Origin of the sequence: Streptomyces sp. NPDC001843, assembly GCF_042891955.1 — a bacterium.
Taxonomy (GTDB): domain Bacteria; phylum Actinomycetota; class Actinomycetes; order Streptomycetales; family Streptomycetaceae; genus Streptomyces.
The window spans coordinates 459,367-479,537 of record NZ_JBIATQ010000002.1; the positions used below are offsets into that span (position 1 = coordinate 459,367).

Annotated in this window: 16 protein-coding genes; 9 read left to right on the top strand and 7 right to left on the bottom strand. The window is 73.1% G+C overall.

The window, feature by feature from the left end:
- Positions 1 to 63: 63 nt before the first annotated feature.
- Positions 64 to 2,016, bottom strand: a complete 1,953-nt coding sequence (locus tag ACFYZQ_RS07450; protein ID WP_389142682.1) for a PAS domain S-box protein — start codon at positions 2,014 to 2,016, stop codon at positions 64 to 66.
- Positions 2,017 to 2,318: 302 nt separating this feature from the next.
- Between ACFYZQ_RS07450 and ACFYZQ_RS07455 the strand changes: the two genes are divergently transcribed.
- Positions 2,319 to 3,206 (top strand): universal stress protein, encoded by an 888-nt coding sequence (locus ACFYZQ_RS07455; RefSeq protein ID WP_389142684.1) that lies wholly within the window; start codon positions 2,319 to 2,321, stop codon positions 3,204 to 3,206.
- Positions 3,207 to 3,234: 28 nt separating this feature from the next.
- Here ACFYZQ_RS07455 and ppk2 read toward each other — a convergent pair whose 3' ends face one another.
- From ppk2 to ACFYZQ_RS07470, 3 genes are all read right to left on the bottom strand, one after another.
- The gene (gene ppk2, locus ACFYZQ_RS07460; RefSeq protein ID WP_389142687.1) at positions 3,235 to 4,038 is read right to left on the bottom strand and encodes a polyphosphate kinase 2; all 804 of its coding nucleotides are present in this window, start codon (positions 4,036 to 4,038) and stop codon (positions 3,235 to 3,237) included.
- Between the two features lie 430 nt (positions 4,039 to 4,468).
- Positions 4,469 to 5,134 carry a CBS domain-containing protein gene (locus ACFYZQ_RS07465; RefSeq protein ID WP_389142690.1) on the bottom strand — a complete coding sequence of 222 codons (666 nt, stop codon included), beginning with the start codon at positions 5,132 to 5,134 and terminating at the stop codon, positions 4,469 to 4,471.
- A gap of 16 nt (positions 5,135 to 5,150) precedes the next feature.
- Positions 5,151 to 5,609, bottom strand: coding sequence for a Crp/Fnr family transcriptional regulator (locus ACFYZQ_RS07470; protein ID WP_389142693.1), 459 nt, complete (start codon positions 5,607 to 5,609; stop codon positions 5,151 to 5,153).
- A 284-nt stretch (positions 5,610 to 5,893) separates the two neighbouring features.
- Between ACFYZQ_RS07470 and ACFYZQ_RS07475 the strand changes: the two genes are divergently transcribed.
- Both ACFYZQ_RS07475 and ACFYZQ_RS07480 read left to right on the top strand, forming a co-directional pair.
- Positions 5,894 to 6,772, top strand: a complete 879-nt coding sequence (locus ACFYZQ_RS07475) for a universal stress protein (protein ID WP_389142695.1) — start codon at positions 5,894 to 5,896, stop codon at positions 6,770 to 6,772.
- 81 nt (positions 6,773 to 6,853) lie between these two features.
- Positions 6,854 to 7,546, top strand: a complete 693-nt coding sequence (locus tag ACFYZQ_RS07480; RefSeq protein WP_389142698.1) for a helix-turn-helix domain-containing protein — start codon at positions 6,854 to 6,856, stop codon at positions 7,544 to 7,546.
- 400 nt (positions 7,547 to 7,946) lie between these two features.
- Here the strand turns inward: ACFYZQ_RS07480 and ACFYZQ_RS07485 are convergent, their stop codons facing one another.
- The gene (locus tag ACFYZQ_RS07485) at positions 7,947 to 8,399 is read right to left on the bottom strand and encodes a universal stress protein (RefSeq protein ID WP_389142701.1); all 453 of its coding nucleotides are present in this window, start codon (positions 8,397 to 8,399) and stop codon (positions 7,947 to 7,949) included.
- 207 nt (positions 8,400 to 8,606) lie between these two features.
- On the opposite strand from ACFYZQ_RS07485, the gene ACFYZQ_RS07490 reads away from it, so the two are divergent.
- The 4 genes from ACFYZQ_RS07490 to ACFYZQ_RS07505 all read left to right on the top strand — a co-directional run bounded on the left by ACFYZQ_RS07490 (position 8,607) and on the right by ACFYZQ_RS07505 (position 15,335).
- Positions 8,607 to 9,506 carry a universal stress protein gene (locus ACFYZQ_RS07490; RefSeq protein WP_389142704.1) on the top strand — a complete coding sequence of 300 codons (900 nt, stop codon included), beginning with the start codon at positions 8,607 to 8,609 and terminating at the stop codon, positions 9,504 to 9,506.
- A 75-nt stretch (positions 9,507 to 9,581) separates the two neighbouring features.
- Positions 9,582 to 10,490, top strand: coding sequence for a carbamate kinase (locus ACFYZQ_RS07495; RefSeq protein WP_389142707.1), 909 nt, complete (start codon positions 9,582 to 9,584; stop codon positions 10,488 to 10,490).
- Positions 10,491 to 10,799: 309 nt separating this feature from the next.
- Positions 10,800 to 13,229 (top strand): SpoIIE family protein phosphatase, encoded by a 2,430-nt coding sequence (locus ACFYZQ_RS07500; protein WP_389142710.1) that lies wholly within the window; start codon positions 10,800 to 10,802, stop codon positions 13,227 to 13,229.
- 39 nt (positions 13,230 to 13,268) lie between these two features.
- A complete protein-coding gene (locus tag ACFYZQ_RS07505; protein ID WP_389142713.1) occupies positions 13,269 to 15,335 on the top strand; it encodes a SpoIIE family protein phosphatase in 2,067 nt (688 codons plus the stop codon).
- Here the strand turns inward: ACFYZQ_RS07505 and ACFYZQ_RS07510 are convergent.
- Both ACFYZQ_RS07510 and ACFYZQ_RS07515 read right to left on the bottom strand, forming a co-directional pair.
- The gene (locus tag ACFYZQ_RS07510) at positions 15,332 to 15,727 is read right to left on the bottom strand and encodes an SRPBCC family protein (protein WP_389142716.1); all 396 of its coding nucleotides are present in this window, start codon (positions 15,725 to 15,727) and stop codon (positions 15,332 to 15,334) included. The genes ACFYZQ_RS07505 and ACFYZQ_RS07510 overlap by 4 nt on opposite strands.
- An 85-nt stretch (positions 15,728 to 15,812) precedes the next feature.
- Positions 15,813 to 16,985, bottom strand: coding sequence for an AI-2E family transporter (locus tag ACFYZQ_RS07515; protein WP_389142719.1), 1,173 nt, complete (start codon positions 16,983 to 16,985; stop codon positions 15,813 to 15,815).
- Positions 16,986 to 17,674: 689 nt separating this feature from the next.
- On the opposite strand from ACFYZQ_RS07515, the gene ACFYZQ_RS07520 reads away from it, so the two are divergent.
- Positions 17,675 to 19,090 (top strand): protein kinase, encoded by a 1,416-nt coding sequence (locus ACFYZQ_RS07520; RefSeq protein ID WP_389142722.1) that lies wholly within the window; start codon positions 17,675 to 17,677, stop codon positions 19,088 to 19,090.
- An 82-nt stretch (positions 19,091 to 19,172) separates the two neighbouring features.
- Positions 19,173 to 20,063, top strand: a complete 891-nt coding sequence (locus tag ACFYZQ_RS07525) for an SDR family oxidoreductase (RefSeq protein ID WP_389142725.1) — start codon at positions 19,173 to 19,175, stop codon at positions 20,061 to 20,063.
- Positions 20,064 to 20,171: the final 108 nt, after the last annotated feature.

A 20,171-nucleotide genomic window follows, 5' to 3' on the forward strand; every position in this document is an offset into this window, starting at 1 on the left:
CGGCCCGGCACCCGGCCGCACCGGGCACCTGGCCTCACCCGGCACCCGGGCCTCACCCGGCACCTACAGCTTCAACGTGAACCAGGTCGTCTTGCCCTCGTCCGTCGGCCGCACCCCCCAGCTCTCGGCGAGGGTGCGGACCAGGAGCAGGCCGCGACCGGACTCCTCGTCCTCGGCCGCGAGGCGGGGCTGGGGAAGGTGCGGGCTGCGGTCGCTGACCTCCACGGTGAGGTCGGTGACGGTGCGGCACAGGCGCAGCCCGAGGGGCCCCTCGGCGTGCTGCACCGCGTTGGTGAGGGTCTCGGACAGCAGCAGAAGGGCGTCGTCGGCCGCTGCGCCGCACTCCCAGGAGGCCAGGGTCCGGCGGAGGAAGGCACGGCCGTCCGGGACGGAGGACGGGGCCGCGGGCAGCTCGGTGGTGACCGCGGCCAGCGGTGCGGCCGGGAGCTGGGCCAGGAGGAGCGTCACGTCGTCGTTGTGACCGTCGGCGTCGGGAAGCAGCTCGGCGAGCACATGGTCGGCGGCCGCCTCCAGCCCCTTGGCCTGCGGGAAGAACGTGTCGAGGACGGTGGTGAGTTCGCCGAGCCGGGCCTCGATGTCGCTGCCGGGCGTCTCGATCAGCCCGTCGGTGTACAGCACGAGGGTGGCACCGGGCGCCATGTCCGTGCAGGACTGCTCGTAGAGGACGCCGCCGACGCCGAGCGGGGCGTTCACCGGTGTGGGAAGCGCGCGGACGCCGTCCCAGGGGCCGACGACGAGGGTCGGCAGATGCCCGGCGGAACAGACCGTCACGGTGCCGGCGTCCGGGGCGATGATCAGATAGCAGCAGGTGACCAGCTGGTCGGGGACGTCAAGGTCGGTGACGACGGTGTCGAGGGCCTGCATGAGCTGCCGGGGCTGCATGCCGGTCTTGGCGAGCGCGTGCGCGGCCGAGCGCAGCTGCCCCATCACGGCGGCCGCCTCCAGCCCGCGGCCCATCACGTCGCCGATGAGCACACCCACCCGCCCGGCACCCAGCGGTATGAGGTCGAACCAGTCCCCGCCGACACCGGCGCCCTGGGTGGCGGGCCGGTAGCGGCTGGCGGTGTCCAGGCCGGGCAGGGCGGGAGGCGTCCCCATCAGGCTGCGCTGCAGGGTGAGGGCGATGTGCCGCTGCTGCTCCAGCAGGGCGGTGAGTTCGGCCTCGGTGCGCTTGCGGTCGCTGATGTCGCGGACGATCGCACAGGCGCCGACGACCTTGCCGCGGGTGTCCCGGGTCGGCCACAGCGTGACGTCGACGTCCAGCAGCGCCCCGCCCTTGGTCACCCGCAGGGTCTCGAAGTGCTCGACCTTCTCCCCGTGCCGCAGCCGCTGCAGCAGCGCGCAGATGTCGTCGTGCAGTTCCGCCGGGGCGAGCAGCGAGACGTGCCGGCCGATCGCCTCCTCGGCCGTGTAGCCGTACAGGCGCGCGGCCGCGGCGTTCCAGTAGGTGATGAACCCGTCGAGGGTCTTGGCGAGGATGGCGTCCTGGGACGACTCCACGAGCGCGGCGAGTTCGTTGATGCGGGCCTCGGCCGCCTTGCGGTCGCTGACGTCGCGCACGGCCGCCGACACCAGCAGCCCGTCCGCGGTCTCCAACGGGCTGAGGCTGATCTCGACGGGGAACTCGGTGCCGTTCTTGCGCAACCCGTGCAGTTCCAGTCCGGCGCCCATGGGGCGGACCTGCCGGTTGGCCGCGTATCCGTCGCGATGGCGGGTGTGGTGGGCCCGGAAACGGTGCGGCACCAGCAACTCCACCGGCCGGCCGAGCAGTTCCTCGCGCCGGTAGCCGAACAGGGCCTCGGTCTGGGCGTTGACCAGCCTCATGATGCCGGTGTCGTCGACGATGACCATGGCGTCCGGCGCCGCCTCCAGCAACCCGCGGAACCGTTCCTCGGCGGCCGACGGGCCGCCCTGCGGAAGCGGGGCCCCGCAGCGGCACCGGCCCAGGACCGAGGGGTCCGCCGAGCGTGCCGGCCCGTCCACGAAAGCGTTCATATCTACCCGCCAGGTCGCTCGTGATACTGCGCACATCCCAGCGCATTCGGCCCGCCTCCGCCGCCGCTTGTCGCGTCATGGCCGGGCGGTGGCCTGAACGCCTTCGAACCGTGGGTGAACACGACCGTGTGGCGTGCCCTGGTGACCACATGCGGCCAGATGCGGTGCCGTGGCGGTGCCGTGGCCGGTGTAGGGCCGGTCGGGCCCGCTCAGGGACCCGCAGGACCCTGCCCGCCGGCCGCCCCGGCCGGAAAGCTGGAGGTGATCCGGTCGACAGGGACCGGCAACAGGAGGTGGACGCCATGTCCCGCACCGTCACCGTGGGCCTCGACGGCTCCCCGGAAAGCCGCACCGCCGCCGAGTGGGCGGCCCGCGAGGCGCGGCTGTGCGGGCTGCCGCTGCGGCTGGTGCACGTGGGGGAGCCCGTGCCCGTACCGATGGAGCGAAACGAGACGGTGGTCCCCCCGGCCGAAGGCTGGGACAGGATCGCGCGCGACACGGCCGAGGGCCTGCGGCTGCGCCACCCCGGTGTGGACATCGTCACCGAGCAGCGCGACGGCGAACCCGGCGAGACGCTGGTGGCGGCCGCCGAGGACGCCGAGCTGCTGGTCCTCGGCTCCCGCGGGCTGAGCGGCGTCGGCGGATTCCTGGTCGGCTCCGTCGGCCAGTCGGTCGTCGCACGTGCCGGGCGGCCCGTGGTCCTGGTGCGGGCCGGGGAACAGGCCGCCGACGAGCACGAGACGGACCCCGTGGGAATTCCGTCCACCGCCACCCGGTACCGGCCGGTCGTGCTCGGCCTGGACATCCACGGCCCGGACGACGCGGTGCTCGCCTTCGCCTTCGAGGAGGCCGCCCGGCGCGGGACCGTACTGCGGGCCGTGCACGCCTGGACCATGCCGCCGTACTACGCCTACGGGCCGGCCGTGGACCCGGCCTTCCAGGAGGAGCTCTCCGCACAGTTGACGGCCGCGCTGCGCCCCTGGCGGCAGAAGTACCCGTCCGTCGAGGTCGTGGAGGTCAGCGCGGAGGGAAGCGCATCGGCACGGCTGGTCGACGCCTCGCGCCACGCCTCCCTCGTCGTCGTGGGACGTCGCACCCGCCGTGCGCCACTCGGCCCGCACCTCGGCCCCGTCAGCCACGCCGTCCTGCACCACGCCACGGCGCCGGTCGCGGTCGTCCCGCACGACTGACCTCGCGCGTCCTTCGTCGACAGCCGGCTCAGAGGTTCGCCGTGTGATCGGGGACGTAGGTCTGCAGATCGCGCGGCGGACGCTGGTACCCGGTGGACCGCGGCCGGTCGGGCAGCTCGAGCACCGGCGGCGGCACCTCCTGGTAGGGGACGGACGCCAGCAGATGGGCGATCATGTTCAGTCTGGCCCGTCGCTTGTCGTCGCTCTCGACGACGTACCAGGGGGCCTCGGCGATGTCGGTGTGCACCATCATCTCGTCCTTGGCCCGCGAGTACGCCTCCCAGTGAGTGATCGACTCCAGGTCCATCGGCGACAGCTTCCAGCGCCGCAGCGGGTCCTCGAGCCGGCGCCGGAAGCGCTCCTGCTGCACGGCGTCGCTCACCGAGAACCAGTACTTGCGCAGCAGGATGCCGTCCTCGACCAGCATCCGCTCGAAGATCGGGCACTGGCGCAGGAACAACTGGTGTTCCTCCTTGGTGCAGAACCCCATGACGTGCTCCACACCGGCCCGGTTGTACCAGGACCGGTCGAACAGCACGATCTCCCCGGCGGCGGGCAGTTGTTCGACGTACCGCTGGAAGTACCACTGGGTGCGCTCCCGCTCCGTCGGTTTCGGCAGCGCGGCGATGCGGGCCCCACGGGGATTGAGGTGCTCGGTGACCCGCTTGATCGTGCCGCCCTTGCCGGCCGCGTCCCGTCCCTCGAAGACGATCACCAGCCGGGCGCCCGCCGCTCGCACCCACTCCTGGAGCTTGACCAACTCCGTCTGCAGGCGCAGCAGTTCACTCTCGTACGTCTTGCGCGGCAGCGCCGCCGTCTTGTTGTCGGCCATGCGGCCCATTGTCTCCTCGGACCCGCGGCCCGGCCTCCGCGGCGCACACCATGAGGTGCGGCGCGGCGTTCCGGGTCCGGACGACATGGGCCTCCTCCGGCCGGTCCCGGCGGACGGGCCCTTTCCCTCGGCCCGGTGTGGGCCGGACGCGGTGTGGTGACGGACGGGAGGTCCGGTCCCGGACGGGCCAGGTGCGGGACAGAGCCGGACTCGGAGGCCCCGGGCTGTCCCGGCCGCGGGCTGTCCCGGCCCCGGACGGGCCCGGACTCGGGCGGTCCGGACTGCCCCGGGCTCGGTGGGACCGGACGGGCCAGGACCCGGACCGCCCGGGCCCGGACCGCTTCGGGCCCGGGACCGGAGTCGGGTAGTCCGGGACCGCCCCGAGGCCGGGCCGATGACATGACCGGGCGACGCCAGGCCGCAGGTGGGGTCAGCGCGGATCGCTCCGTACCGAACCGGCGGTCAGGTCGCACTCGACATCGACCACGCCCTCGACGGCGCGGACCATGCGGGCGGCCACCGGTACCAGCGAGGTGTCCCGGATCCGGCCCGTGAGTGTGACGACGCCGTCGTGGACCCCCACCAGGATCGGTTCGACGGAGGTGGGGAAGAGGCGGTCGACGATCTCGTGCCGCACCTCGTCGGCGATCTCCTCCTCACCGCGCAGGAACACCTTCAGCAGGTCGCCGCGGCTGACGACCCCTTCGAGCAGGCCCTGGTCGTTGATGACGGGCAGCCGTTTGACCTTGCGCCGGGCCATGATGCGGGCGGCCTCGGCGAGCGGTGCGTCGGCGTGCACGGTGACGGCGGGGGCCGACATCAGCTCGCCCGCGCTGAGCGCTCCGGCCTTCGCGAGGTCGTCGAGACGTTGCCGCTGGGTGAACCGGTCCGGGTCGCTGTCGCGGAACTCCTCCTTGGGCAGCAGGTCGGCCTCGGAGACGACGCCGACCACGCGGCCCTCACCCTCCAGCACGGGCAGGGCGCTGACCTTCCACTCGTCCATGAGCTGGACGATGTCCTTGAACGGGGCCTCGCGTCCCACGGCCACGACGGTGTGGGTCATCACGTCGCTGACGGTGTAGGGGCTGCTGGGCATGGTCTCCTCCCGGGTGTCAGGACCGGCTGCCACTGCCGTAGGGGGCGTAGAGGTCGAGGAGCCGGATGCGTGCGGCGTGCAGACGGTGGGCGACCACGCGGCCGACCCATACGGCGATGGCACGGCCGAACTCGGGGTCGCTCGCGCACTCCGCCCGAACGGCGTCGGCGTCGAACTCCCAGGCACGTACCGGGCTGGTGGCCTCGGCGCCGAGCTGCCAGATGCAGGGCGGGAAGTGCCAGGACCAGCCGACGAGTTCGTTGTGGCCGAGGGACTCGATGACGGCGGCGCGGCGCCCGGGTACGCGCAGGTCCAGGGCGGCCGTCCCGGTCCGGATGATCCAGAACCGGTCGGCGCGCCGGCCTTCCTCGAACAGGCGGGTGCCGACGGGGAAGGAGACCTCGCGGGCGAAGCGCATCAGCCGATCGCGCTGGTCGGCCGGGAGGGCCGCGGCCAGGGTGGTGGTGGAGGTCATCGCTCCGGCTCCTTTCGTCGTCCATCGCCGCCGGACGGCGGAGCGTCCTGGGCTGTCGACTCCAGCCTCCGTAAGAGCGGCGCCCGGCACCACGGGCCGCCCGGTCCTCACGGGGGGCCGATCGGCCCACACCGGCGAAGCCGCCGCCCGGCCCGCCCGGCTCGTGGGCTGAGCGGATCCGAACCGGGCCGAGTGGCCCTCACCACCGGGCACGGGCACGTGCGACGGTGGGACTGGGAGCCCGTGCTGCCTGCCCGGCGGCCCGGCGGAAGGTGGTGACCCCGATGACGGAACTGCCTCTGGTCGTGGGTGTCGACGGATCCGAGTCCAGCCTGACGGCGATCGACTGGGCGGTGGACGAGGCCGCCCGCCACGGCCTGCCGCTGCGCCTCGTGCACGCCTGCCTGTGGGAGCGCTACGAAGGGGTGATGCCGTCGGACAGCCGCGAGCGCCCCTCCGAGCAGGTGATGGCCGAGCACGTCGTCGCCTCGGCGGCGGAGCGGGCCCGGCTGCGCAACCCGGACGTGAAGGCCGCCACGGACATCCTCCCCGAGGAAGCGGTGGACGCCCTGCTGCACGAGAGCCAGTACGCCTTCGCCGTGGTGACGGGAGCACGTGGCCGGGGTGAGATCAAGGGACTGCTGCTCGGCTCGACCGGTCTGGGCGTCGCCGCGCACGCCCACTGCCCGGTGATCGTCGTCCGCGGGGACCGGGCAGGGCTGGCCGGCACGCATGACCGGGTGCTCCTCGGCGCCGGCGACCCGGACACCGCGGGCGAGGCCGTGCGCTTCGCCTTCCAGGAGGCCGAGGCACGCGGATGCGTACTCGACGTCGTACGAGCCTGGCGCTGCCCCGCGCACGAGGGCGCCGCCCACCCCCTGCTGACCGGGACCCCCGCGCACCAGCACGAGCAGCGGGCCTCCGCCCTGCTGGACAAGCTCCTCGACGACGCGGCGGCCGCCCGTCCCGGCCTCCGCGTGCGCCGCACCACGGTGGAGGGAACGGCCCGCAAGGTGCTCGTGGACCGCTCGGCCGCCGCCGATCTGGTCGTCATCGGCGCCCGCTGCCGACCGGGCCGCTTCGGACTGCAGCTCGGCCGGGTGGCGCACACGCTGCTGCACCACGCCCAGTGCCCGGTCGCGGTCGTGTCGCAGCGGTCGTGACCCGGCCTTCCCGAGCCGGGGCCAAAAGAACCGGACCCGGTGAACACATCGAACATTCCGGGACGAGAGGAGTGAGTGGTCATGGCGGAACGACCAGCGTCGGAAGAGACGACGTCGACCGCGGCGGACCGGCCTCCCCAGGGCGACCTCGGACGCCGTATCGAGCGGCGGCGCAGGGAACTGGGTCTCACCCGGGAGGAAGTGGCCTTCCGGGCGGGCATGGCCCCCGGCTACCTCACGCATCTGGAGGAGCACAGCACCGCCGCACCGGATTCGGGGACCCTGCTCAGGCTGGCCGGGGCGCTGCGGACCAGTCTCACGGAGCTCGGTGGCGGTCACGTCGACCTGCCGCCCGGGATCGGGCACGCCGCGCGCGCCCCACGTCTGAGCGAACTGGGTGAGCAGGAGTGCCGCCGGCTGCTGTCGACGCACGGCGTGGGCAGGCTCGCGGTCTCCACCGAGGAGGCGCCTGTCGTCGTACCCGTCAACTACAGCGTCGTCGACGACGCCATCGTCTTCCGGACCCAGCCCGGTTCGGTGTCCACCCGGGGTTTCGGCCACGAGGTGGCCTTCGAGGTCGACCGCGTCGACGACGCGCTGAGCCAGGGCTGGAGCGTCCTGGTACGCGGACCCGCCGAGGCGGTGACCGACCCGGAGACCGTCCGCCGTCTCGCCGAGCGCGCCTGCACCACGCCGTGGGCCGGAGGGGAGCGTGACGTCTGGGTGCGCATCGAGATCACCGCGCTCACGGGCCGACGCATCGACGTGTGGTGACCCACGACCGACGCGCCCGGCGTCTTCGCAAGAGGCCGGGCGGCTCCCCCGGAAGGACCGCTCGGCCCTCGTGCCGACGGCCGGGCGGTGGTTCCATGGTGGTGGCGGAAAGGACCTCCACCAGACGCGGGGAAGCGGCCACGCACCGCGCACCGCGCAATCCGGATCCGCGAGAAGCGGATGGTCCTTTCCGTCGTCTTCGTACAAGAAGAGCTTCTTCGTGACGAGAGCCTCTACGTACACGGGAGGGAGCGGCACCGCGGGGGATCGGCACCGCTCCCAAGACCACTGTCGACCAGGCCGTCCCTCGCGCACCAGTGCCGATGGTCCCTCCCCGAGGCCCGAAAGCCTGCCCTTTCGGGCCCGGCGCCCACGACGGTGCATGCCCGCACGGATGGGATCAGTGCGCGGGATCGTGCCCTTGGCGTACCACGACGACCGGGCAGGCCGCGTGCTGGGCGCAGCGCTGGCTGACCGAGCCCAGCATCGCCCGGGCGAACCGGCCCCGTCCACGGCCGCCGACGACGAGGACCTCCGCGCCCTGTGAGGCCCGGATCAGCACCTCCGAGGGATCGCCTTCCACCAGGCACTCCTCCAGATCGACGGGGCGCTCCTCGGGGAAGACGGTGCGCAGCTCCTGCGCGAACCGCTCCCGCGCCTGCTGCAGATCGAAGTCGGGATCGATCGCAGGGCCGCTCCAGCCCACGTCCGACGGTGTGTCCCAGACGTGGACCGCCTCCACGGCCCCGCCGACCAGATGTGCGTACCGCGCCGCCCAGCGCAGCGCCGCGTACGAGGACGGAGAACCGTCCACGCCCACTACCACCCGGGGTACCGGCTCAGGGGGTTGCATGGCCACCTCGCTCAGCAGTCGTTGTCCGTACGTCCACGCTGCCCGCGCCCACGGGTCCGCGCCAGCCGGGAAGCGCTGCGCGGGGCGGGCCGGGCAGGTACCGGGCGTTCCGGCCGTGGGGGCCGGTCGGCCCCTGGGCGTACGCGTCCACCAGGCGCAGGCTCGAGTAAGGAGGGCTGACCGGCCCGGGCACGGGAGGGACACGTCATGGTCCGGAACATCACGGCGGGAGTCGACGGATCCCCCGAAGGCCTCGCGGCCGCGCACTGGGCCGCCCATGAGGCGCTGCGCCGGGGCGCCGCGCTGAACCTCGTGCACGCCTGGCACCGGCATGTGCGTCCCGCGCCGTACGTGTCCCTCGGCAGCGCCGAGCACGGCTGGGCCGAGCACCTTCTGCGAGAGGCGGTCGACAGTGTCCGCGCCGCGCACCCCACGCTGACCGTCGCAGGCCGCCTGATCTGCGACTCCGCGGTCTCCGCGCTGCTCTCGGCGGGCGCGGAGGCCGAACTGCTGGTCCTCGGGTCGCAGGGGCTGGGCAGCACCGCGGGATTCGTCACCGGCTCGGTGTCCCAGCGCGTGGTGGGCGGCGCCGGCTGCCCCGTGGTGCTGGTACGCGCCGGGCGGAGCGCCGCCGACGAGCATCTGCCCGCCGTGGACGGTGTGGCGCCGGACGAGATCCCCGAGACGCCCTACCGTGCCGTCGTCCTCGGGCTGGACGTCACCCAGCCCTGCGACGACCTGATCGCCTTCGCCTTCGACGCCGCCCACCGCCGGGACACGGCGCTGCGCGTGATCCACGTCTTCGAGGCGGAACCCGCCGAGGGCGCCCCGCCTTCCGCCCCCGGTCCCGAGCGGCTCGCCGACCGGGAACACACGGTCGTCGCGGCGCTGCGCCCCTGGGCCGAGAAGTATCCGAAAGTCCCCGTGACCGAGACCGTCGTCGAGGGCCGGACGGCCGCGGAACTGGTGCGTGCCGCCACGGGTGCCGGGCTCGTCGTGGTGGGCCGCCGCACCGGCGGAGGCGGACTCGGGCACCACACCGGTCCCGTCGCCCATGCCGTCCTCCACCACGTCGGCTGCCCGGTGGCCGTCGTACCGCACGCCTGAGCCGATCGTCCGCCCCGCCGACGCCCGGCCTCCCGGACGACCCCGGCGGGTCCCGCACCCGAAGGACCGACACCCATGCGCATCGTCATCGCCCTCGGCGGCAACGCCCTGCTGTGGCGGGGAGAAGGCCCCGACGCGGAGCTCCAGCGGGCGAACGTGGTCCGGGTGGCCACCGCGATCGCCCCGCTCGCCCACGACCACGACCTCGTCCTCACCCACGGCAACGGGCCGCAGCTCGGTCTGCTCGCCGGGGAGAGCGCGGCCGACCCCGCACTGAGCGCCCCGTACCCGCTGGACCTGCTCGGTGCCCAGACCCAGGGCCTGATCGGCTCCCTGCTGGCCCGCGCGCTGCGGGACGCGCTGCCGGGCCGCCGGGTCGCCGCACTGGTCACCCACACCCTCGTCCGCGCCGACGACCCGGCGTTCGCCCGGCCCACGAAGCCCGTCGGCCGGCCCCGGCCCAGCAGGCCGGCACAGTCGCTCGCCCGCGGGCGCGGCCGGCAGGACACCGGGGACCCGGGCACCGGACGCCGTCTCGTCCCCTCGCCCGCTCCGGAGCGCATCCTGGAGACGGAGAGCATCCGGGAACTGCTGGCGACCGGCACCCTCGTCGTCTGCTCGGGCGGCGGCGGCATCCCCGTGACCGAGGAGGGCGGCCTCCTGCACGGTACCGAGGCGATCGTCGACAAGGACCTCGCGGCGGCCCTGCTCGCCGAGGGCGTGAAGGCCGACTTCCTGCTCATCCTCACCGACGTGCCCAACGTCTACGCCCACTACGGCACCCCGGACCAGCGACCCGTACTGGACGTGACCCCCGCGGGGCTGCGCGAGGGGCGCTACGCCGAGGGCTCGATGGGGCCCAAGACGGAGGCGGCAGCCCGCTTCGTGGAGCACACCGGCGGCCTGGCCGCGATCGGCTGTCTGGACGCGGCGTACGAGATCGTCCACGGCAGGTCCGGCACCCTCGTCCGCCCCGACATGTAGTCACCGGGCGTCTCTCGGGCCGAGGTCGGGCCGATGGACCGCGCCACCCGGGCCGGGCGGCACCGGCCGGTGTCCTGTCCGGCACTCCCGGCGATCATCCGCCGCGACGAGCATCGGCGATGACGCAAGGCGCCGGGAGCGGACCCGGTGACGACCGCTTCGGTGACGTCCGGCAGCCGGATCGCCGAAGCCCGCGGCACTTCGCCGCGGGCCGAGCCCCTACCGGGCGCGGCGCGCACCGGCGCGGCGTGGCCCGACCCTCGGTGCGACAATGGGCTCGTGGGGACCCGCCCTGGATGGGACGTGCATATGGGCGTCAGCCGCGCTGTCGGCAGTGCAGATCCGGCCTATCCGTTCGACATCGAGTCCGCGGCCGTGGTGATAACCGATGCCGAACGGTTCATCGTCTCCTGGAGCCCCGGAGCCGAGCGCCTGATCGGCTACCGGGCCCGCGACGTGGTCGGACGTCACGCGGAGTCCGTCGTCGCGGGCGGGGACCTCTCCGCCGCGGTCTCGGGCCTGCGCCGGACGGAACGCGGCTGGACCGGTGTGCTCGCCGCCCGGCACCGCGCCGGCCACGCCGTCGACCTCTCGGTCCGGACATGCCCCCTCCTCGGCGCCGACGGGCACCACGGCTGGCTGATCGTCGCGTGCGACGTCAGGGAACGGATGGAGTTCGAGTTCTTCGAGGCGGTCGCGCGAGGCCTGCTCCAGCGGTCGCCCATGGGCATCGCCGTACTCGACACGGATCTGCGCTGGAAATGGTCCAACCGCGCGCTGGCCGACATGGACGAGGACCGGCCGGCCGAGCAGGAGCCGCCCGGCACCGTGGCCGACTCCGGTGGACCGACGCCCGTGGTGAACCGTCACGCCAGGCGCGCGCTCATCACCGGACAGCCCCAGGTGACCCTGGACCACGTGCCGCCCCGCCACGGCATCTCCCGCCGGAGCCGGGAGCGGGACTTCAGGCTGCGTTCCTTCTTCCCCGTGCGGGACACCACCGGGCAGACGCTGGGCGTCTGCCTCGTCGCCCTCCACGCCACCGGCCAGGACTCGGCACGCGACCGGCTCACCCTGCTCAACGAGGCCAGCGAACACATCGGGACCACCCTGGACCTCGACCGTACGGTGCAGGAGCTGGCGGAGGTCGTGGTGCCGCGGATCGCCGACTTCGTGGCGATCGACCTCCTGGACGAGGTACGAGCGGAGGCGGACCCGCCCGGGGGACGCCAGCCGGGCGAGGCGATGCTGCACCGGGCCGCCCATCTGTCGATCCAGGAGGACCACCCCGAAGTGGTCGTGGACGTCGGCGCCGCCCCCCGCTATCCGGCCCGGTCCCCGCAGGAACGCTGCCTGGCCACCGGCAAGCCCATCCGCGAGCTCGTCAGCGCCACGACACCCTGGCTCATCGACGACACCCAGCGCTGGACGAAACTCATCCGGCTCGGCGTGCACACACACCTGGTCGTCCCGCTGCGCGCCCGCGGCATCACCATGGGCGTGGTGACCGTGCTGCGCTGGAAGCACCCCGAGCCGTTCGGCGAGGACGATCTGCTCCTCGTCGAGGAACTGGTGGCACGGGCCGCCGTCTGCGTGGACAACGCGCGGCGCTTCGCCAGGCAGCACCAGGCCGCGCTCACCCTGCAGACCAGCCTGCTGCCACCCGATCTGCCCCGGCACAACGCCGTCGAGGTCGCCTACCGGTACCTTCCCGCCGACACCGAGGCCGGCGTGGGCGGCGACTGGTTCGACGTCATACCGCTCTCCGGGGCCAGGGTCGCCCTCGTCGTGGGTGACGTGGTCGGTCACGGACTGCACGCAGCGGCCAGCATGGGACGGCTGCGCGCCGCCGTCCAGACCCTGGCCGATCTGGACCTGCCCCCGGACGAACTGCTCACCCACGTCGACGACCTGGTCGTCCGCCTGTCCGACGAGGCCGAGGCCGCCGCGCAGGGCCCGCTCGTCATCGGGGCGACCTGCGTGTACGCGGTCTACGATCCGGTCGCCCGCACCATCGTGGTGGCTCGCGCCGGGCACCCCAGTCCGGCGATCGCCCACCTCAGGGAGCCGGTGGAGTTCCCCGACATCCCCGCCGGCCCGCCCCTCGGGCTCGGCGGCCTCCCGTTCGAGTCGGCCGAGATCGCGGTGGAGGAGGGGAGCGTCATCGCGCTCTACACCGACGGGCTGATCGAGGCGTCGGACCGGGACGTCGACGTCGGCATGGAGCGCCTGTGCTTCACCCTGGCCCACCCCGACCGGCCGCTCGAGGAACTGTGCGACACCATGGTCCGCACCCTGCTGCCGGAACGCCCACGCGACGACGTCGCCTTCCTCATCGCGCGCACCCACGCGCTCAGCCCCGACCGCGTCGTCTCCTGGGACGTCCCGGCGGATCCCTCGGCGGTGCACGTGGCCCGGAACAACGCCGTCCGCCAGCTGGCCGTGTGGGGTCTGGACGAGGTCGCGTTCACCACGGAGCTGATCGTCAGCGAACTGGTCACCAACGCCATCAAGCACGCGTACGGGCCGATCAGTCTCCGGCTCATCCACGAACGCGCCCTGATCTGCGAGGTCTCGGACGCCAGCCACACCTCCCCGCACCTGCGCGGCGCCCGCATCACCGACGAGGGAGGGCGCGGCCTGTTCCTCGTCGCCCAGATCGCCCAGCGCTGGGGCACCCGCCACACGTCCCACGGCAAGACCATCTGGACGGAGCAACAACTGCCCGACGGTGCCTGACCCCGCCGGAGACCGATTCCGCGGAAGGGAGGGACCGGGATGACAGCGCAGTCCTCCCAGTCCGGCCGTGACACGTCCGGGCCCGAGGCCACCCGGCCCACCGGGCTGCTGGACATGCTGAGTGTCGCCGCGGTGGTCCTGGACACCGACGGGCGCATCGTGTTCTGGACCCCGCAGGCGGAAGAGCTGTTCGGCTATACCGCGGACGAGGCGCTGGGGCAGTACGCCGCGCGGCTGCTGATCCGCCCCGAACACCTCAAGTCCGTACTGAGCCTGTTCGCGGACGTGCTGGAGACCGGCCGCAGCTGGGCGGGTGCCTTCCCCGTCCGGCACAAGGACGGCGACAGCCGCCTGATGGAGTTCCGCACCATGCGGCTGCTGAACGACCTGGGGGACGTCTTCGCCCTCGGCATCGCGGCCGAACACACCCTGCTGCAGCGCGTCGAGACCGACCTGGCACTGTGCGACCGGCTGATCAGCCAGTCCCCGATCGGCCTGGCCCTGCTGGACCCCGAACTGCGCTACCTCCTGGTCAACCCCGCACTGGAACGCATCGACGGCATACCCGCCGAGGACCACATCGGCCGTCGCCTGCGCGAGACCCTGCCCTTCTCCGACGTGGGGACGATCGAGTCCGCGCTGCGCCAGGTGCTCACCACCGGCACCCCGCTGCTCGACCAGTACCACGTGGGCCGCCCCCCGACCGACCCCGACCAGGACCACGCCTGGTCCCTGTCCTTCTACCGTCTGGAGGACCCCGGCGGACGGACCCTGGGCGCGGCCGCCTCCGTCGTCGACGTCACCGAGCGGCACCGCGCCGCCACCGAGGCCGACCGGGCCCGGCGCCGTCTGGCACTCATCGCCGACGCGTCGACCCGCGTCGGCACCACACTGGAGGTCGAGGAGACCGCCCACGAACTGGCCGACATAGCCATCCCCGGCCTCGCCGACGTGGTCGCCGTGGACGTCCTGGACGAGGCCCTGGCCTGCCGCCGCACCCGCAAACCGACCGGCGGCCCGGAACTCTTCCGTGCGCTCGCCCTCCGGGCGTCCCACCCCACCGTCGCGCTGCGCGCCGCGGACCCTCCGGGCGACCTGGCCGCCTACGACGGGGACCGGCTGGTCACCCTGTGCGTCCACACCGGCCGGCCCGTCATGGTGAAGCACGTCGAAGAGAAGGATCTACCGCGTATCGCACGCGACGCCGAGGCCGCCACGCTCCTGGCCCGCGCCGGCGTCCACTCCTACCTCGCCGTACCCCTGGTCGCCCACGGCGAGGTGCTCGGCGCCCTCGACCTCAAACGCACCCGGAACCCGCTCCCGTTCGACGAGGACGACGTCGTCCTGGCCGGCGAACTCGCCAGCCGCGCCGCCGTCGCCATCGACAACGCCCGCTGGTTCCAGAGCGTGCGCAACACCGCCCTCACCCTGCAGCGCAGCCTGCTGCCCGACCACCCGCCGCACCACACCGGACTGGAACTCGCCTCCCGCTACCAGCCCGCCCAGGCCACCAGCGAGGTCGGCGGCGACTGGTACGACGTGATCACGCTGGCCGACGACAAGACCGCGCTGGTCGTCGGCGACGTGATGGGCAACGGCATCGACGCGGCCGCCACCATGGGACGGCTGCGCACGGCCACCTGCGCCTACGCCGACCTGGACCTGGCCCCCGACGCGGTGCTCCAGCACCTGGACAAGATCACCTGCGATCTGGAGCACTACATCGTCACCTGCCTGTACGCCGTGTACGACCCCAGGACGAGGCAGTGCCGCCTCGCGAACGCCGGACACATGCCCCCGGCGCTGGCCCGCCCCGGCCGACCCGCCGTCCTGCTCGACCTGCCCGCCGGAGCCCCGCTCGGCGTCGGCGGCATCTCCTTCGAGACCACGACCACGGACCTGGACCCCGGCGACCTCCTGGTCCTCTACACCGACGGTCTCGTCGAAACCCGCTACCACCCCATCGACGACCGCCTGAACATGCTCCTCAGCTTCCTCGACGAACCGCACCGGCCCCTGGAGGAGACCTGCGACCTGCTGCTGTACGGCCTGCGCCACCCCGACGACCACGACGACGTCGCCCTCCTGGTGGCCCGCACCCGTTAGCCGGCCCGCAGCTGCCGCTCCAGCCGTTCCAGGCTGTTGTCGAGGGCGTCGCGGGCCGCCTGCTCGCCCGGGTCGTGGCTGTCCTCGAAGAACGACAGGTGGACGGTGACCTCACTGGCTCCGCTGCCGATACCGGCGACCTGCAGCCAGCCGGCGTAGCCGCCCTGCTCGCGGGTGCCCCACTCGATGCGCATCTGGTCGCGTTCCGTGCGCAGCAGCGCCGAGGTGTCCTGGTCCAAGCGGTCCTCGTGCACGGTGACGGCGGGCGGATCCTCGGGCCGTACATGCAGGGCGTCCGGCAGCCAGGCGTCCAGCCGGTCGACGTCGGCGGCCCGGTCGAAGACCTGCTCCGGCTGTGCGGGCATCGTGCGTGAACGTTCGTACTCTGCCATGGCGGCACCGTTCCTCGGCTCGACTGCGTACCCCGCACGCGTGCCCCTTGTGGGCCGCCCGAAAAGTCCGGCCCCGGACCGGATCTCACGGGGGAGCCGTCCGCAGGGCGCGCAGCACCGACCAGACGACTGAGACGAACGGGACGGCGACGACGGCGCCGATCACACCGGCGACGATGCTGCCCGCGATGACCGACACGGCGACGACGAGCGGGTGCAGGCTGACCGCCCAGCTCAGCACCAGCGGATGCAGTACATGACCCTCCAACTGGCCGATGACGACGATGAGCACCAGGACGGCCGCGGCAGTGAGCGGACCGCGCCCGGCCAGGGCGACCACCGTCGCCACGCCCAGCGCGATCGGTGAGCCCACCAGCGGCACGAACGTGGCGAAGAACTCCAGCAGGGTCAGCGGCAGCGCGAGAGGCACCCGCAGGACGAGCAGGACGACACCGACGAGCACGGCGTTGGTGGAGGCCACGATGATGATGCCGCGGGTGTATCCGGCGAACGTCCGCCAGGCCGCGTGTCCCGCCAGGTCCCACCGTGGCCGGGCACCACTGGGCAGGAACTGGTCCCGGGCCCAGGCCCACAGTTTCTCGCCGGAGTGGATGAAGAAGAGGGAGGAGAAGAGCGCGAGCACCCCTCCGGTGACCAGCTCGACCACCCGGCCGAGCCCGCTGACGGCGCTGCTGAGCAGTCTCGACCGGTGCGCGTTGATGTAGTCCACCACCTGGCCCTGCAGATCCGACAGCTTGCCCGGACTGATCCGGAACGGCGGGCGCTGCAGCCACAGCTCGATCCGGTGCACGCCGCCCCGGAACTCACCCGCCAGTTTCGTGGACTCGCCCGCCACCGCGTTGCCGACGAGAGCGAGCAGCGCGAACAGCAGCAGCAGGCTGCCGACGAGGGCGACGACGACGCTCAGCGGCCGGGGGAGCACCCGGTTCAGCAGGTCGGCGAGGGGCCGCAGTACCGAGGTGACCACGAGCGCGAGGAACAGGGACACGGCGATGAGCTGGAAGCGGCCGAGGACGGTGAAGACACCGTAGACGACGACGCCGACGACGATGAGCCGCCAGGCGTAGGCCGCGGCGACCCGCAGGGACGGCACCGTCCGCTCGGCCGGTGAGAGGAGCGCCTGCCCGGAGCGCGAGCGCGGCGGGATCCGTACCGAGTGCGCCGGCCGGCTGCCCAGCACCGTACGGTCCGCCCGGCGCCCGCCCCGCCCGGCCGTTCGCCCGCCCGTATCGGCCACGGTGCCTCCCGCCTCCCCTCCGTTTCTGACTACCGGTCATCTCTGCAGCACCGTAAGGGCAAGCCGCTCGGCCGACGCGACGCAACGCGCGAGGAACGCCTGCCCTGTGCTTCTCCGTGGGACAGCGGATGTGGGGACAGCGGCACGGTCGAGACCCGACGCGGCCTGCTGCCGCACACCCTCCACCTTGAGCAGTTCACGCACCGCTTGGCCGCCGAGTGGCTGACCTACCGCCACCGCCGCTGGCCGGCCTCGACCGACCCGTATCTGCTGGTCAGCCAGAAGACCGCGCTCGACCCCGACCAGCCAGCCAACCCGCGGTGCCCGGTTCGGCATCGTGGATCTGCATCCCGACACGCCTGAGATCGCAGCCCGCATCTCGCCGCCCGGCGTCGTCGGCTTCACCGCGGATCGTCTCCACTCGGGCCCATGGCCTGCGGTCCGATGGGCGGCTGCTCTCCTCATCGAGGGCGGCGAGCACGCCGAATCGTCGCCCATCTTGAGTCCCTGGGGCTGGACACCGTGCGCCTCGACCACGCCACCGGGCGCGTCGAGGTCGTCTCACGTGGGTTCGACGGCCCGCGACAGCGCGATGCCCGCCAGGGATAACGTCGCCCGTCCCGGGAACGCGGACGTCTCCGTCCGGATTCACCGGCCGGAGAACGCAACCGTCCGTCAGGGGAGAGCACATGCCAGTACGCCGATGGTCCGCGGGGCCCGAATCGCCCCTACGGGACGCGGTGCTGGCCGGTCGTTACCGCTTGGACGCCCTGCTCGGCCGCGGCGGCGCCGCCGATGTCCACGAGGGCTTCGATCTCCAGTTGAGGCGGTCCGTGGCGGTGAAGGTGTTCCGAGCGGGCAGCGACACACAGACGGAGGAACGTTTCGCCGACGAGGCCCTGCTGCTGGCCCGTCTGCAGCACCCGGGGCTCGTCACCGTCCACGACTACGGACGGGACAGGGGACGCCCCTTCCTGGTCATGCAGCTGCTCAAAGGGCCGACGCTGCGCGCCCGCACGGTTTCGGGGGCGCTGCCCCGGGCCGAAGTGTGCGCCATCGGTGCGGCCGTGGCCGAAGCCCTCGCCCACGTGCACGCCGCCGGGGTGGTGCACCGCGACGTCAAACCGTCCAACATCCTCATGGACGAGGCGGGCATCCCGCACCTGACCGACTTCGGCATCTCACGGCTGATCGACGCCACCGCGCACACCGCCACGGGAGCGCTGGTCGGTACCGCGGCGTATCTCGCTCCGGAGCAGGTCATGGGCCGCGAGGTGGGGCCCGCCGCGGATGTCTACGCCCTGGGCCTGACCCTGCTGGAGTGCCTCAAGGGACGGCTGGAGTACGACGGCGCCCCGCTGGAGGCGGCGATCGCCCGACTGCACCGCACCCCGGTCGTGCCGGCCTGCCTCGACCGTGATCTCTCCCTTCTGCTGCAGGCCATGACCGCTCTCGACGAGAGCGAGCGCCCCGATGCCGAGGCGTGCGCCGAAGCTCTGGCCGCCCTGCGGCCGGAGCGGGACGGGCTCAGCGCCGTCCTCCCGGCGAGGACGTACCGCGGTGTCCGGGCGGACGCCATGAGTGTCCCCGCCTTCGCCGCCGATCCCGAGCCGACGGGGACGATGGCGGCCCCGCGGCAGATACCCGCCGCCCGGCGACGCGGCGGACGGCACCTGGCGACGGCCGGGGCCGCCCTGGCCGCGCTGCTCGGCGTCACCCTGACGGGATCGATCGGTGATCTGGCGGGCTCCGGGAGCGCCAGCGCCTCGGGCGCGGGCGGCCGCGCACCGACCGCTCCGGCCAGCGAGCCGTCGCACACCCCCTCGGCGCCGGCAGACCGGACGACACCGCCGGCCCCGGGGACCCCGGCCGGGCAGCCGCCGACGGAAACGCCCGGCACCGCTCCGGTCGCGTCCGCCACCACGGTCCTGGGCGCGAAGGAGGGCCACGCCCCGGGCGCCACGAAGGAGGGCCATGACCGCGGAGCGGAGAAAGCCACGACGGCGATTGTCGGCGCGCGAGAGGAGTCCGGGAAGTCCAAGCCGCCGCCCAACCGGAAGAAGCCCAAGAAGCCGGGCATGGCCAAGCAGGGGAAGAAGCACTGAGAAATCCTGCCCGGGGCTTTCGGCGGACGCGATCCGGGAACCCGGTCGCCTGTCCCGACCGCCCGAGAGACAGGAGGCCGCCGTGACGGATGAGCACAACGCCCAGCGGGATCCGACCACACAGCACCCTCGCCCCGACTTCCCCTCCCAGGATCAGCCGCACCCCGGCTGGACCGGGCCGATGGACCCGCCGCCGGACCACGGTGAGGAGTCGTACCGCGGCTCGGGCCGTCTGGAGGGGCGGAAGACCGTCATCACGGGCGGGGATTCCGGCATCGGACGGGCCGTGGCGCTCGCCTTCGCCCGTGAGGGCGCCGACGTGCTGTTCACCTACCTCGAGCAGGAGGAGGACGAGGCCCGCGAGACGTCCCGTCTGGTGGAGGACGCGGGGCGCAAGGCGGTCGCCGTCTCCTGCGACATCCGCGAGGAGGGCAACTGCCGCGCGCTCATCGAGCGGGCGGTCGCCGAGTTCGGACGCATCGACGTCCTGGTGAACAACGCCGCCTACCAGATGTCCCAGCCGGACGGCATCGAGGCGATCTCCACCGAGCAGTTCGACCGTGTCCTGCGGACCAACCTCTACGGGATGTTCTGGCTGACGAAGTTCGCCCTGCCGCACATCCCGGAGGGCGGCAGCATCATCAACACCACGTCGGTGCAGGCGTACAAGCCGAGCCCGCACCTGCTGGACTACGCGACCACGAAGGGCGCGATCGCCACCTTCACCCAGGGGCTGGCCCAGCAACTCGCGGACCGCGGGATCCGTGTGAACGCGGTCGCCCCCGGCCCGGTGTGGACCCCCCTGATCCCCGCGACGATGCCCGAGACGGCCGAGTTCGGCAAGCAGAGCCCGCTGGGCCGCCCGGCACAGCCGGCCGAGCTCGCTCCTGCGTACGTCTACCTCGCCTCCCCCCAGGCGAGCTACATCACCGCGGAGATCCTCAACGCGACCGGCGGCACCCCGCTGCCCTGAGCCGGGACCCGCCCGGGGTGGAGGCGGGCCCGCGGGGCTTCGCGCCGGCCGACGAGTTCCTTGCGGATGCGGTCCGGCATGAACGCCGAGGACTCGCGGGCCCGTTTC